General features: G+C 63.3%; 13 protein-coding genes. 10 read left to right on the forward strand and 3 right to left on the reverse strand.

From position 1 onward, the window contains the following. Nucleotides 1-15 precede the first annotated feature (15 nt). The 7 genes from AB7C87_RS12310 to AB7C87_RS12340 all read left to right on the forward strand — a co-directional run bounded on the left by AB7C87_RS12310 (nt 16) and on the right by AB7C87_RS12340 (nt 8,219). Nucleotides 16-1,194, forward strand: coding sequence for an ABC transporter substrate-binding protein (locus AB7C87_RS12310; protein WP_369729765.1), 1,179 nt, complete (start codon nt 16-18; stop codon nt 1,192-1,194). A 2-nt stretch (nt 1,195-1,196) separates the two neighbouring features. After that, complete coding sequence (locus tag AB7C87_RS12315; protein WP_369729766.1) at nt 1,197-2,135, forward strand: NAD(P)/FAD-dependent oxidoreductase; 939 nt, start codon at nt 1,197-1,199, stop codon at nt 2,133-2,135. 1 nt (nt 2,136) lies between these two features. Next, entirely contained in the window at nt 2,137-3,351 is a 1,215-nt protein-coding gene (locus AB7C87_RS12320) for an ABC transporter substrate-binding protein (protein WP_369729767.1), read from the forward strand. Between the two features lie 2 nt (nt 3,352-3,353). After that, nucleotides 3,354-4,583 (forward strand): ABC transporter substrate-binding protein, encoded by a 1,230-nt coding sequence (locus AB7C87_RS12325; RefSeq protein WP_369729768.1) that lies wholly within the window; start codon nt 3,354-3,356, stop codon nt 4,581-4,583. Then, a complete protein-coding gene (locus tag AB7C87_RS12330; protein WP_369729769.1) occupies nt 4,580-5,797 on the forward strand; it encodes an ABC transporter substrate-binding protein in 1,218 nt (405 codons plus the stop codon). The genes AB7C87_RS12325 and AB7C87_RS12330 overlap by 4 nt, the downstream gene beginning before the upstream one ends. Beyond that, nucleotides 5,794-6,993, forward strand: a complete 1,200-nt coding sequence (locus AB7C87_RS12335; RefSeq protein WP_369729770.1) for an ABC transporter substrate-binding protein — start codon at nt 5,794-5,796, stop codon at nt 6,991-6,993. Before AB7C87_RS12330 ends, AB7C87_RS12335 begins: the two co-directional genes overlap by 4 nt. A 113-nt stretch (nt 6,994-7,106) precedes the next feature. Further along, nucleotides 7,107-8,219 (forward strand): ABC transporter substrate-binding protein, encoded by a 1,113-nt coding sequence (locus AB7C87_RS12340; protein WP_369730069.1) that lies wholly within the window; start codon nt 7,107-7,109, stop codon nt 8,217-8,219. A gap of 69 nt (nt 8,220-8,288) precedes the next feature. Here the strand turns inward: AB7C87_RS12340 and AB7C87_RS12345 are convergent, their stop codons facing one another. The 3 genes from AB7C87_RS12345 to AB7C87_RS12355 are packed head-to-tail and all read right to left on the reverse strand — an operon-like array spanning nt 8,289 to nt 11,102. After that, nucleotides 8,289-9,095 carry a CopD family protein gene (locus tag AB7C87_RS12345; protein WP_369729771.1) on the reverse strand — a complete coding sequence of 269 codons (807 nt, stop codon included), beginning with the start codon at nt 9,093-9,095 and terminating at the stop codon, nt 8,289-8,291. Nucleotides 9,096-9,154: 59 nt separating this feature from the next. Beyond that, complete coding sequence (locus AB7C87_RS12350) at nt 9,155-10,012, reverse strand: ABC transporter permease (RefSeq protein ID WP_369729772.1); 858 nt, start codon at nt 10,010-10,012, stop codon at nt 9,155-9,157. Between the two features lie 25 nt (nt 10,013-10,037). Continuing rightward, complete coding sequence (locus AB7C87_RS12355) at nt 10,038-11,102, reverse strand: ABC transporter substrate-binding protein (protein WP_369729773.1); 1,065 nt, start codon at nt 11,100-11,102, stop codon at nt 10,038-10,040. A 378-nt stretch (nt 11,103-11,480) separates the two neighbouring features. On the opposite strand from AB7C87_RS12355, the gene AB7C87_RS12360 reads away from it, so the two are divergent. The 3 genes from AB7C87_RS12360 (at nt 11,481) to AB7C87_RS12370 (ending at nt 13,048) form a co-directional block, all read left to right on the forward strand. Beyond that, nucleotides 11,481-11,903 (forward strand): cupin domain-containing protein, encoded by a 423-nt coding sequence (locus AB7C87_RS12360; protein ID WP_369729774.1) that lies wholly within the window; start codon nt 11,481-11,483, stop codon nt 11,901-11,903. Further along, complete coding sequence (locus AB7C87_RS12365; protein WP_369729775.1) at nt 11,900-12,208, forward strand: cupin domain-containing protein; 309 nt, start codon at nt 11,900-11,902, stop codon at nt 12,206-12,208. The genes AB7C87_RS12360 and AB7C87_RS12365 overlap by 4 nt, the downstream gene beginning before the upstream one ends. A 69-nt stretch (nt 12,209-12,277) precedes the next feature. Next, on the forward strand, nt 12,278-13,048 hold the full coding sequence (locus tag AB7C87_RS12370; protein ID WP_369729776.1) for a class I SAM-dependent methyltransferase: 771 nt from the start codon (nt 12,278-12,280) through the stop codon (nt 13,046-13,048). The last annotated feature ends 137 nt before the right edge of the window (nt 13,049-13,185 follow it).

The raw sequence follows: 13,185 nt of genomic DNA on the forward strand, positions 1-13,185 counted from the left end.
GGTGAGCCTAAAAGTATGCCACGTCAGAAGAAGGTCACCAAAGGGGTGACGCGGCGGAAGTGCGTGCGGTATGGCGGCACCGTACTCGGCGGGGGACTGCTTGCCGGTTGTACCGACGGCGAATCCCGTTCGGTCGACGAACAAACCGACCGATCCGACGAAGCCTGCATCGAACCGGTTGGCTGTCGAACGTTCGAGGAGGTTCCGAAGACCTGGATGGCTCCAGTCGGAACGTGGGCTGATATGGCGATCGCGCTCGGACAGCGCGATGGCTTCCTGCCGGCCGGGTGGTACGCGCCATCGTATCTCTACGAGCGTGTGGGTATCGAGATGCCAGCCGAAATCTCGGATCCACTTTCGGGAACCGGCTGGGACAAGGAGTTGTTCTACGAACTCGATCCGGACGTCATCCTCTGTGATCCGAACTACCTCCATACGGGGTTTCCCGGATGGGACGAATCCGACACACAGGAACTCGACGACAACGTTGCACCCTTCTTTGGACGTGTGATTTTCCGGGATTTCGATTTCCCTGTGTATCAAGAGTACGACCAGTATACGTTATACGAAGCGTTCGACCGTCTCGCCACACTCTTCAGAGAACGCGAACGGTACGATGCGTTCGTCGCCGTTCACGATGGCCTCGTCACAGCAATTGATGCGAAACTACCTGCCGAGCACGACCGACCCGAAGTCGGTCTCGTAAACTTCAGCTCGGATCCCGCTCACGGGGAGTTCTCTGCGTTGACAATTGATGAGACTGGCACGGAGATGAAACACGTTCGCGACCTCGGCGTACGGAGTGCGTTTACCGAGGCGGAAACCGATGGCACACTCGACTACGAGAAACTCCTCGAGATCGACCCCGAAACGATCATCGTCCACAGCGCGATTCAACTGACCGACGACGACGGGGAGTTCTCCGCGTCGACGTTCCACGACGAGTTCGTCGCGCCGATGGCGAACCACCCGGTGGGTAGCCAGCTCACCGCGGTCGAAAACGGGAACGTGTATCCAGGTGGGCATTACCTACAGGGACCGATCGCCAACCTCTTCCAGACCGAACTCACCGCTCGACAGCTGTTCCCTGACGAATTCGGTGCGTTCGACCCCGATCGGTTCCCGGACGTACCCGCGGACCAACAGCTGTTCGACCGCCAGCGCGTCGCGGACATCATCAACGGAGAGTTCTGAACATGAGCGAAGCCACCACACAGCAAGAATCACGTTTCGATCACGACCTCGTCATCGTCGGTGGCGGCCCGGCCGGTTGCTCGGCCGGGATCTTTACCGCCCGGTACGGACTCGAGACCGCCATTTTCGACCGAGGACGCTCGTCGCTCCAGCGACTCGCCCACCTCGAGAACTATCCCGGCTTCCCAGGGGGAATCGACATCGAGACGTTCTACGACCTCCTGCACGATCACGCCGAGGCGGCGGGCTGTACGATCGTCCCCGATCTGGTCGAGACGATCGAACAGGACGGATCGGGGTTCGCCATCGAACCGCAGGGTGGAGAGCGCGTCACCGCCCGCCGAGTGATCGCCGCCACGCGCTACGACGGCGAGTACCTGCGCGGGCTCGGGGACGAGGAGGCGATGTTCGAGCGCTACGAACACGATGGCGAGGAACACGAACGCTTCGACCGAGCGTACCCCGAGATGGACGGGACGACCCCCGTCGACGGCCTCTACGTCGCCTCGCCGTCGGCGGAGGCGGACGAACAGGTGGTCATCGCCGCCGGACGGGGCGGACGGGTCGCAAAACGGCTCATCAGGGACGTTCGACTCGAAGACGAGGGGTTCTGGGAGGAAGTCGTCGAGCACCACCGCGATTGGGTGTTTCTCGAGGAGGGCTATAGGGACGGCGACTGGGAAGAACGGATTCGAGAGCACTTCAGGGAGACCATCCCGGAGGGGTCGGATCACAGCAGTGCGAAACTCGAGCGGCTCGAGGATCAGCACGTCGACGAGAAGCTCTCACAGCTTATCAGCCGAGAAGAGCAGGCCGAACGCCGGGTCGAAGGGCAGCGGGCGCTTGCCACTCGGCTCGACGACGACGTACTGCGTGCGGAACTCGACGCGCGGGGCCTACTCAGAGCAGAAGCGGTCGCGGACGGAAATACCAGTGAGTAACATGAGTGACAACGACAACACGATTCGACAGGAGGCACCGACGCGCAGAGACTACATGAAGTACAGCGGGGTGGTCGTCGGTGGCGGATTGCTTGCGGGCTGTACGGGCGACGGCGACCACGGACCGTCCTCTGATGCGTCAGACGGTTCGGAACCGTCGGACGATTTTGAACCGTCGAACGGAGATGACTCCTACTCGGTCACGATGTCGCCGGTCGGCACCGTCGAGTTCGACGGCGTTCCCGAGACAGCGGTTGTCTACGACGATCAGATCGCGGATCACCTCGTCGCACTCGGCCAACAAGAGCGGATCGTCTCACTCGGCTTTCCCGACCGGTACTACACCGGCTATTACGACGAACTCCCCGGCGTCGAGTTCGACACGAGCGACCTTACTGCCCTGTACACCGACGAGCTGGTCCTCGACAAAGAGATCCTGTACGAACTCGACGCCGACGTTCACCATCTAGACCCGATTAGTTGGGAGGGAACGTTCGACGACGCCGACATCGAGGAAATCGAGCAGAATATCGCCCCGTTTTTCGCCAACCGGTTCAGCCGCGCTCACGGCTACCAGGGTGACGAGCCCTACGAGTACTACACGCTGTGGAAACTTCTCGACAAGTACGCCCAGGTGTACCAGGTCCAGAGCCGGAGCGAAGCGCTGACTCGGACTCGAGACGAGATGCTCGAGGCGATCCGAGCCGAACTCCCGCCCCAAGAAGAGCGACCCTCGGTCGCGCTCGTCGTCTACAACCACGACGAGAACACGTTCGGGCCGTACCTGCTGAACGGGCCCGGATTCGGAAAGGCGCACACCCGCCCGCTCGGGGCAAACGACGCACTTGCTGAGGGAACGAAGAGCTACGCTTCAGACTCAGGCAGTTACTCGATGGAGGCGATGCTCGAGTTCGACCCCGACGTAATCATCCACAACTTCGACTGGAACAACGTCCGCGATCGGACGGAGGCGTTCTTCGACCTCGGCGACGATCCCGTCGGCCGGGAGATCACGGCCGTCCAGAACGATCGGCTCTACGCCGGCGGATCGGCGCTGCAGGGACCGATCTTCAACCTGTTCCAACTCGAGCTTTCGGCGAAGCAGATCTATCCCGACCTGTTCGGTCAGCCCCCGGAACCGGGTGAATCCGTTTCCGAAGACGAGCAGCTGTTCGACCGCAAGCGCGTCGCGGACATCATCAACGGAGAGATCTAACAATGAGTGACAACGACAAGACGAGTCGACACGAGACACCGACGCGCAGAGACTACGTGAAGTATGGCGGGGCGGTCGTCAGTGGTGGTATACTGGCGGGGTGTGCCGGCGAAAGCGATCCAGGGACAGCTCCGACCGGAACGAGTGGGGATGACGATAGGGATTCGACCCCGACCGGGGCTGATACTTCCGACGAGGCGTGCCTCGAGCCGGTTGGCTGTCAGACGTTCGAAACGGTTCCGGAGACGTGGATGGCACTTACTGGTCTGTGGGCGGATATGGCGATCGCGCTCGGACAGCGCGATGGCTTCCTGCCGGCCGGGTGGTACCCACCGGCGTACCTCTACGAACGCGTCGGCGTCTCGATGCCGACAGACGTTCCGAACCCGCTCGCCGGAGGTGGCTGGGACGAGGAACTGTTCTACGAACTCGATCCGGACGTCATCCTCTGTGACCCGAACTATCTACACGGTTCCGGGTTCGACAGTTCCTGGGACGAAGCCGACACGGAGAGCATCGCGACGAACGTTGCACCTTTCTTCGGGAACAACATCGTCCGACGTCGAGATTTTCACGACTATACCCTGTACTCGCTGTACGAGGCGTTCGACCGGTTGACGAATGTCTTCGACGAACGCGATCGCTACGAGGCGTTCGTCGACGTACACGACGAACTCCACGCCGAAATCGATTCGAAGCTGCCACCCGAGAGCGAGCGCCCCGAAGTCGGGCTAATCAACTTCGGATCGGACATAGAGGGCGGTGAGTTCGCCGCGATGACGACCGACTCGGAGGGCGTCGAGATGAAACAGTACCGGGACCTCGAGATCGAGAGCACCTTCACCGACGACCAGACCGACGGGATGCTCGATTACGAGGCGATGGCGGAGATCGATCCTGAGATCATCATCGTCCACGGTGGGATTCGCCTGACCGACGACGACGGTGAGTACTCCTCGGGTGCATTCCGTGAGCAGTTCGTCACTCCACTGAACGAACACCCGGTCGGCAGCCAGCTCACCGCCGTCGAGAACGGCGCGGTGTATCCCGGTCCGTACTTCATGCAGGGGCCGATCGCGGACCTCTTCCAGACCGAACTGATCGCCCGACTGTTGTATCCCGAAGAGTTCGGTACGTTCGACCCCGAACGGTTCCCGGACGTTCCCGCGGGCGAACAGCTGTTCGATCGCGAGGAAGTTGCAGACATCATTCGCGGAGACTTCTACCCATGAGTGACGACGACAGTATCAATACAATTCAACGCGATGCACCGACGCGCAGAGAGACGATCACGTACGGCGGCGCAGTGATCGGCGGCGGGCTACTCGCCGGCTGTACCGGCGATACCCCCGGCGAAGATTTATCGGATGCAGATGATGTCGATAGTGACCAGCCGGATTCATGGGCGGTTCGAATGGAACCCCGGACGGGGGTCACCTTCGAGTCTGTCCCCGAGTCTGTCGTCGTCTACCGGGCAGACTATGCGGACATGCTGATCGCGCTCGGACACGGAGACGCACTGGTCGGGATGCAAGACACCCAGAGCCTCCCAACGGAGTTTCTCGAGCAACTTCCGGATGTGTCCATCGATCCCGCGGAGATCACTCAGCTTCGGCAGGGCGGCGAGTACGATAAGGAGGTCTTCTACGAGATAGACGCCGACCTCCACCTTATCGACCCGAACAACGCGAAACACTATTTTGATTTCGACGAGGAAGACATTGCGGAACTGGAAACCGCCGTCGCCCCGTGGCTCGGCAGCTTTATCCGTCGTCCGCAGGAGGAAATCGGGCCAGGATACCCCCATTACACGCTGTACGAGGCGTTTGAGAAGGTCTCCGAAGTGTTCCGAGAGCACGAGCGCTATGAGGCGATAGCGGCGATTCACAACGAGATGCGTTCGCGAATCGAGGCGGAACGGCCGCCAGCCGACGAGCGACCGAACGTCGGCCTCGCATTTCTCGTGCCCGGCGAGGACTTCGTCGGGTCCGGGACTTTCTACCTCAACGACCCGACGCAGCCGGGAATGGCGATGAAGCAGTATCACGACCTCGGTGTCGAGGACGCCTGGGCGGCCGCGGGCGTCGACGCCGACGGGAGCGTGGGTTACGAGACGTTACTCGAGGCCGATCCGGACGTCATCGTTGCGCACAACGCGTTCGGCTACACCGACTCCGGGGATCACTTCCAGTCCGAGGTCGTCGATGTGATGCGAGCGGACCCTCTCGGGAGTGAACTCACCGCGGTACAGAACAGCCGCGTCTACCGCGGCGGGAAGAACGTCCAGGGGCCGATCACCAACCTCTTCCAGACCGAAGTGGCCGCGAAGCAGTTGTACCCCGAGGCGTTCGGCGAGTGGCGAGGGCTAGCCGAGACGCCCGAGGAGGAACAGTTGTTCGATCGCAAGGGAGTTGCAGACATCATTAGCGGAGACTTCTCACTATGAGTGACGACGACACGAGAACGGCGGCGGCACCGACGCGACGGGAATACGTGAAATACGGCGGCGCGGTGATCGGCGGCGGGATACTCGCCGGCTGTACCGGGAGTGAGACCGGCGACGAGGGCGAACCCGAGGAGGATGGCGATGGCGACTCGTACTCGGTGACGATGTCGCCTGCCGGCGAGATCACGCTCGAGCATCCGCCAGAGCGCGTCTTCACCAATCTCGTCCACCACGCCGATATGGCGCTCGCACTCGGACACGGCGACTCGATAACCGCGCTGTACGCTCCACAGAACTTCGGGCCGCTCTACGACCTCTTCCTCGAGCGACTCGAGGACGTCTCCACCGAGTGGACCGATCTTCCAAACTCCTGGAACATCGACAAGGAGCACCTCTACGAGTTGAACAACGATCTCCATCTCGCCGATCCGGCGTACATGACGGTAATGGATAGTTTGGACCGCGACGACATCGACGAGATCAGCGAAAACATCTCCCCGTGGTTCGGTAACTCGTACAGCGATTCTCACAGAGAACCCCCAGAAGCGTGGGCCGACGACTACGAGTACTACACGTTGTGGGAAATCTTCGAGAAGGTTGCAGCAGTCTTCCAGGAAGAACAGCGGTATCAAGAACTCACGGCAGTCCGTACGGATCTTCTCTCCGAGATCGAGACGAATCTCCCGCCGGAGACGGACCGGCCGCGGGTTGCCCGCATACAGACGGGGCTCTCGGATGGAGAGTTGAGCATCTGGCCGTTCCCACTCACCGACCCCGGCTACGAGCAGGCACATCTCCGTCCGCTCGGTGCAGAAGACGCGTTCGCCGACACGGAGGCGTACAGCGAGATCGACCTCGAGGCGCTCGTCGAAGCCGATCCCGACGTGATGCTCATCACCCACGCGATGGGGGCAAACAGTGATTTCGTCGAGACCAAAGAGTTCCTCGAGAACGATCCCGTCGCTCGAACCATTCCTGCCGTCGAAAACGACCGCGTCTACCCCATGGCGATACGATACGGCGGACCGATCGCTCACCTCTTCCAACTCGAGATGGGCGCAAAGGAGCTGTATCCGGAGCAGTTCGGTGAGTGGCCGCGATACGATGGTGGGGCGTATCCGGAACTCCCCGAGTCGGAGCAGTTGTTCGACCGCCAGCGAGTTGCGGACATCATCAACGGAGACACCGAGCAATGACGAGAACCGAAGCGACTCGACTCGAGGCACCGACTCGGCGGGATTCCCGCGAGCACCAGCGAGCGGGAAGTCGTCGGGGAAGTGAGCGAAGCGAACGGACTCGACGGGAGTACGTGAAGTACGGCGGAACGATCGTCGGCACCGGGTTACTCGCCGGCTGTGTCGGAATCGACGAGGGAGAAACCGGCACGGACGACGACGACAGCCCAACCGAGTCCGAGACGACCGACGAAACGGGCTACAGCGTCTCGATGGAACCAGTCGGAACGCTCGAGTTCGACGAGCCGCCGGAGACGTGGCTCGCCTACACCGGCGACTACGCGGATATGGGCGTCGCGTTGGGCCAGGCCGATGGCCTGTCGGCGATCGGCGTCCGGGAGCGGTTCGGCACACACCACTACGAGGAACTCCCCGGGGTATCGGTCTCGAGTGCCGATCTCACGGAGCTGTGGAACGAGGGGACCGGCAAGGAGGTCTTCTACGAACTGGACGTCGACCTACACGTCGTCGATCCGAACTTCATGGAACACCGCCTCGGGTGGAGCGAGGACGACGTCGGCGAGATCGCCGACAACGTCGCGCCCTTCTTCGGAAACACCGGCTTCACACGGGTTTACGACTGGCACGACTACCGCTACTACTCGATGTACGAGGCGTTCGAGAAGCTCGCGAACGTGTTCCGGGAGCGAGAGCGGTACGAGGCGTTTTCCGCCTACCACGACGAAATCCTCGCGGAGGTCGAAGGGCGGCTACCGTCGTCATCGCCAGAACTGGCCGTGTTGTACCCCGATGGAATCCCGCCGGAGGGATTCTACCCCTATCTGATCGGCGAGGGAACGCAGTCGAAACACTGGCGGGACCTGAACGTCGACGACGCCTTGGCTGCCGCCGGGATCAAGGATACGCAGACCGACGGCGGAACGATCGACTACGAAACGCTTCTCGAGATCGATCCCGACGCGATCGCGATCAGGATACAGGGCGAGATCACGGAGGAGTACTTCGAGCGGGAGATCCGGTCTCACCTCCGCGATCACGCCGTTGCGGGCGACCTTCGGGCGGTTCGAAACGATCGCGTCTTCTACGGCGGACTCACCTACCAGGGCCCGATTATTCACCTCTTCCAGCTCGAGCGAGCCGCGCGGGGGCTCTATCCCGAGGAGTTCGGCGGCGAGCGGCTGTTCGACCGCGAGCGCGTCGCGGATATCGTCACCGGCGACAGCTGAGCGCGAAGGACAGCCGCGGGGATAGTCTTCCCGGACGATTAGCAGTTGACCAGAAAGAAAGTCACGACGTTAGCCATTGACCAGGAAGAAAGTCACGACGAGGGCGATTCCGACCTTCAGGCAGATCAACAGACCAGGTACGGTTCCGACGTATACACTACTCGAGGTTCCGAAGGCGGTGATCGACTGAGCGACGCCTGTGAGGACCAACGCCACAACCAGGGCGGGGACGGTGCGGCGAAACGCCCGTGTCTGAGCCGTTATCTCCGATTTCGACCCGGGATAGCGTCGAACGGCGCCGACGACGATCAGGTTGTGCCACAGCGCGCCGCCGAACCAGACCGAAAACGCGGACAGGTGAACGATCCGAACGGCGACCTCGAGCGCGCCGCCGCCGAGCGAGAGGACGTTGACCGTCCCGACGAGGGCGACGGCGAGACATCCCAACGCGAGCGCGACGGCGCGCCACGACCGTTCTCGCAAAGGGGAGTCGATTCGAGCGAGCGCGAGAGCGACCGAAATCGCACAGTAGGCGACGACCAGCACGCCGGTGGCGACGCCGACTCGAGGTCCGAGTTCGACGGAACGTCCGGCGGCGATGGCACCGATTCCGGCGAGTGCACCCCCGACGGCACAGAGCTCGATCAGCGCGTACCGCCGATCGACGAACGCCACACAGTTCTCGTCGAGGACCCCCCTCGAGTAGAGCGCGAGTCGCCACCCGATCCCGCCGATGGCGGCACCGAGACCCAACAGGGCGGTCCACTCGAGGAGCACGATCGCCGGCCCGTTGCCCGACCGGGTGCCGACGGTCCACGTCCCAGCGAGCGACGCGCCGAGGACGAGTACGAGGACGATTCGAGGTTTGAGAGGCATAATAGCCGCCCGTATCCGTAGATGCGTGGCCCGAGCCACCGGATCTTGCGTCGTCATCGTCACCACCCCCGTCGCCGGCGTACTCGCCCCTCGAGCCGTCGGAACGTCCAGTCGGTCGCCAGAAACACGGTGCTAATCAGCAGCATGTAGCTCATGGTGACGTCCAGTGCGAGATTCTGTGCGCTGGTGATGATCTCGTAGCCGACGCCGGGCGCGCCGAACAACTCGGCAGCGACGACCGTCATCCAGCCCCGTCCGACGCTGGTTCTGAACCCGGTGAGGATCGCGGGCGCCGCGTTCGGGAGGACGACAGTTCGGAGGACCGTTCGGTCACTGACCTCGAGAACCGACGCGGCCTCGAGCTGACTCGACGGCACACCCTCGACGCCGGCGTAGGCGTTGTAGTAGCTGATCCAGAAGGTTCCGACCGCGACGACGAACGTCGCGCCGGCGTGGCCAACGCCGACCCAGACGATGGCGACGGCGATCCACGCGAGCGGCGGAATCGGCCGAAGTATCCGGGTGATCGGCCGCAGAAGATCGTCGAGCCACCCGTACCAGGCCATTCCGACGCCGAGGCCGGTCCCGAGCGTCGTTCCGATGAGAACGCCCGGGACGTAGTGAATCGCACTCTGGACGAGACTCGTACCCATTCGCCCGCTCGCGATCTCGGCCACGAACGCCGACGCGACCGCCGCCGGGGACGGGAGGAGATACGACGGCTGGGTGCTCGCGGCCGCCGTCCAGATCAACAGGAATCCGATCGTCCCGCCGATCCCGATCGCGAGGCCCCGTGTGTCGAACGGGACGTCTCCGCTCCGGACCCGATCCAGTTCGGCCGTCTCTCCCGCGACGTCCGCCGGCTCGAGTTCGGATCGGTTGCCGTCGTTCGCGGTGTGGGGCTCCGATCCGTTCATCGTCGCTCCGTTCTCGACCCCTCGCTCATAGACGGTCGTACGGCCCGAAGTCGAACACGTCCTCGGCGTCGATCCGGGCTTCGGTGCGCTCGAGGTCGGCCATTCCGTCACAGAACAGCGGGGTGTCGTCGACGATCTCCCGCGGATCCGTGACGAAGTTCGCAGCCTCCGAGTTCAGCGCCTCTCGTGCGGCCTCGGGTGGGAGCGTTCCGGATCCGATGGCATTGCTGACGTGCTCTGCCGCCTCGTCCGGGTTCTCCGTGGCGAACGCCGTTGCTTCCTCGTGTAACTCGAGGAACTCGGCGGCGAGATCGGGGTGGTCATTCCGGAGGCGGTCGTGCATGACCGTGACGCCGCCCGGCTGGCCGGACATGAACTCCCCCGCCCAGGCGAGCCGGGAGATCGGCGCGTCCGCACGCGTCAGGATAGTTCTGATCGGTTCCATGATGCAGGTCGCGTCGGCTTCGCCCGAGACGAGCGCCTGGCGCACGGGACCGGCGCCGCTCATCGCGGTCACGTCGACGTCCGCCGGTGGTTGTCCGACCATCGTCTCGAGCCAGTGGTGGAGCAATACGTACGCGACGCTACTTTCCGGCGGCGTCGCGAACTCGACCGGGCGGCCGCGTTCTTCCTCGAAGGCGTCGAACGCCACCGGCCCCTCGTGGTCGGCCCAGCGCTCGGCGAACGAGTCGCGTCCAACGAAGACGAACCCCTCGACGTTGTTCGCCGCGACGACCTTGCCGGGAAGTCCCCGATCCTGCATCACGATCGCTGGCGTGATGCCGACGAAGGCGACGTCCAGGTCGCCCCGACCGAACGACTGCATGATCGTCAACCCGCTCTCGCCGAAGTTCTCCGTCTCGACGTCGACCGACAGCCGATCGAACTCGCCCCGTTCGTCTAGCAAGAGTGCCTGCAAGAACGGAAACATCGGCTTGTAGCCGACCGTAATCTCGTCCGGCCCGGACCGACTGAGCGCTGTACATCCCGCCAGCCCCGCGATTCCGGACCCGCCGGCAAGCCGAAGGTACCGTCGGCGCGTCGCGTTCGATGCCCGTTCCCTCGGCGATTTAGGTCTGCCTAAATCCATAGTCGTGGTTCGCTGACCGATCGAAATAGTTCGTCTCCCGAATATGTTCAGCTGCTCTGTGAGTTCGATCTGATTCGAGTTTCAGCCGTTCCGCGCGTTCGAGCCGGATCGCGTTCGACTCGAGTGTGGTACCTCTGCGCCTCCGTCCCCGCTCGCGACCGACGGATTCGAACCAGCCGATCACGCCCCCGATCATCTTCGGGAACACGTTCATCCCGAACGCGCCGGTAGCTCGAGACGTGGTTTAGGTATACCTAAAACAACTGCCGAACAACGCACCGGGTTCGACCGCGGGACGTTCGATCGGTCGTTCCGGTCGTCCTCGAACGGAAGCGGGGAGACGAGTACGAGTCCGACGAGTGCAGCCGAGGTGGACTGATGCCTGCGACCGACTTCGACGCCGAGCGTGTCTACGACGACGATCGGTTCAGCGTACAGGAGATATTCCGAAACGACCGGGTAAAAGTCGCCTGCGGATACTTCGAGCCGGGACAGTTCATCCCGGTTCACGCGCCGGAGAGCGACCTGGTCATCAACGTCCAGCAGGGAACGGGAGTCGTCCGGGACGACGAGGTCGACCGTGACGTCGCTCGCGGTGACGTGGTCGTCGTCGAAGCGGGCGTCGACCGCGGGATCGAAGCCGACGACGACGTCGAGGCGGGCGTCGACCGCGTGATCGAAGCCGACGACGACAGGCGACTCGAGGCCCTGCTGGTCGTCTCCCCGCCGCCGACCGACGCCGAACACGAACCGGTCAGGCGGGGGCTCGCGACCGACGAGTTCGATCCGGAGGAACGATGACCGCGATCGAACATCTCCCAGCGGTATCTGGATCGCCGATCGAACGAGTTTTTCCGGACGCCGAACCGCGGACGAACCTCCTCGAGTTGCCGGCGGGCGAACGCGTTCCGGAGCACCGCCACCCCGATCGGACGGTCGTCTTCTACGTACTCGACGGCGAGATCGAGTTACGGGTCGGAGACGACAGCTACGCCCTCGGTAAGGGCGACATCGCACGCTTTTCGGGTGATCAGAAGATCTCACCTGCGGCGATCGCGGACAGCCGCGCACTGGTCATCCTGTCGCCGACCGGGGGTGAGACGTAGCGTGGTGGGGCTCGAGGACAGCGCGAATCGCCCGACGTGGAGGACACACCTACGGGTGGTGTCCCGGCGATGGCGAACGTAGCCGACCTGCCGGCTCACCTGTTGCTCGCCGAGGTTGGAAAGCGAGTGCTTCGCCCCGGCGGCAAGGAGCTGACCCTCGAGTTGATCGATGCGCTCGAGGTTGGCCCGGACGACGACGTCGTCGAGTTCGCGCCGGGAACCGGGTTCACCGCCGAACGCGTCCTGAAACGTTCGCCACGGTCGTACACCGGCGTCGAACTGAACCGCGACGCGGCGGCCGACCTCGAGGAACGCCTCGGTGGGCCCGGCCGCGAGATCGCCGTCGGCGACGCCGCGGAGACGGATCTTCCGAATTCGACCGCCGACGCGGTGTACGGCGAGGCGATGTTGACGATGCATCCCGACGAGGCGAAGGCATCGATCGTCGCGGAAGCGAGCCGTCTTCTCCGCCCCGGTGGTCGGTACGGCATCCACGAACTCGCGGTCGTTCCCGACGAGATAGATTCGGAGACCAAAGCCGAGATCCAGCGCGATCTGGCGGCCGTCACCAGGGTGAACGCCCGCCCGCTGACGGAATCGGAGTGGATCGACCTGCTCTCCGAGGCGGGTTTGACCGTGACGTGGCGGTCCTCGGCGCCGATGCACCTGTTGCGACCCCGACGGGTCGTCGACGACGAAGGACTTCTCCGGACGATGCGGATCGGCGCCACCGTGGCGACCAAGCCAGCGGTGGCGCGCCGGATTCTGTCGATGCGCCGTGCGTTCGACGATCACAAACGGCAGATGGAAGCGATCGCGCTCGTCGCCGAAAAACAGTAGCCCATTCGGCCGTTGCTACCGGCCCTCGGAGCCGGCGACTCGAGGGCGACCCCATCCCAGACCGAGCGTACTCCAACCGTCGTGTACGCGTCCGCCGCCCACGTTTTAGGCCTGCCGAAAAACCGAAACGCCTAACT

It is taken from the genome of Natrarchaeobius versutus (assembly GCF_041205745.1).
Classification (GTDB): Archaea; Halobacteriota; Halobacteria; order Halobacteriales; family Natrialbaceae; genus Natrarchaeobius; species Natrarchaeobius versutus.

Bases quoted from the DNA above. Each gene is read 5' to 3' on its own strand.
- AB7C87_RS12355 (WP_369729773.1), bottom strand. From the start codon at position 11,102: ATGGATTTAGGCAGACCTAAATCGCCGAGGGAACGGGCATCGAACGCG.
- AB7C87_RS12320 (WP_369729767.1), top strand. From the start codon at position 2,137: ATGAGTGACAACGACAACACGATTCGACAGGAGGCACCGACGCGCAGA.
- AB7C87_RS12325 (WP_369729768.1), top strand. From the start codon at position 3,354: ATGAGTGACAACGACAAGACGAGTCGACACGAGACACCGACGCGCAGA.
- AB7C87_RS12310 (WP_369729765.1), top strand. From the start codon at position 16: ATGCCACGTCAGAAGAAGGTCACCAAAGGGGTGACGCGGCGGAAGTGC.
- AB7C87_RS12345 (WP_369729771.1), bottom strand. From the start codon at position 9,095: ATGCCTCTCAAACCTCGAATCGTCCTCGTACTCGTCCTCGGCGCGTCG.
- AB7C87_RS12350 (WP_369729772.1), bottom strand. From the start codon at position 10,012: ATGAACGGATCGGAGCCCCACACCGCGAACGACGGCAACCGATCCGAA.
- AB7C87_RS12365 (WP_369729775.1), top strand. From the start codon at position 11,900: ATGACCGCGATCGAACATCTCCCAGCGGTATCTGGATCGCCGATCGAA.
- AB7C87_RS12360 (WP_369729774.1), top strand. From the start codon at position 11,481: ATGCCTGCGACCGACTTCGACGCCGAGCGTGTCTACGACGACGATCGG.
- AB7C87_RS12370 (WP_369729776.1), top strand. From the start codon at position 12,278: ATGGCGAACGTAGCCGACCTGCCGGCTCACCTGTTGCTCGCCGAGGTT.
- AB7C87_RS12335 (WP_369729770.1), top strand. From the start codon at position 5,794: ATGAGTGACGACGACACGAGAACGGCGGCGGCACCGACGCGACGGGAA.
- AB7C87_RS12315 (WP_369729766.1), top strand. From the start codon at position 1,197: ATGAGCGAAGCCACCACACAGCAAGAATCACGTTTCGATCACGACCTC.
- AB7C87_RS12330 (WP_369729769.1), top strand. From the start codon at position 4,580: ATGAGTGACGACGACAGTATCAATACAATTCAACGCGATGCACCGACG.